This window comes from Flagellimonas lutimaris, assembly GCF_003581615.1.
GTDB lineage: Bacteria > Bacteroidota > Bacteroidia > Flavobacteriales > Flavobacteriaceae > Flagellimonas > Flagellimonas lutimaris.
In genome coordinates this window covers 1-237 of record NZ_QXFH01000037.1, presented here as the reverse complement: position 1 = coordinate 237, position 237 = coordinate 1, and the positions used below count along the sequence as shown (strand labels likewise).

General features: G+C 54.0%; 1 protein-coding gene. It reads left to right on the top strand.

Going from position 1 to position 237, the window contains the following annotated elements:
* Positions 1-231 (top strand): ubiquitin family protein (locus D2V08_RS18200; RefSeq protein ID WP_213080702.1); only part of this gene is annotated, 231 nt, incomplete at its 5' end.
* Positions 232-237: the final 6 nt, after the last annotated feature.

Sequence of the window (237 nt, the reverse complement as noted above, 5' to 3'; positions counted from 1 at the left end):
CAGATCTTTGTGAAGACCCTGACCGGGAAGACCATCACCTTGGAGGTGGAGAGCTCGGACACGATCGACAATGTGAAGGCTAAGATCCAGGACAAGGAGGGAATCCCACCGGACCAGCAGAGGTTGATCTTCGCTGGAAAGCAGTTGGAGGATGGAAGGACCCTTGCCGACTATAACATCCAGAAGGAGTCCACCCTTCACCTTGTCCTCCGTCTCCGTGGTGGTTTCTGAATGTTG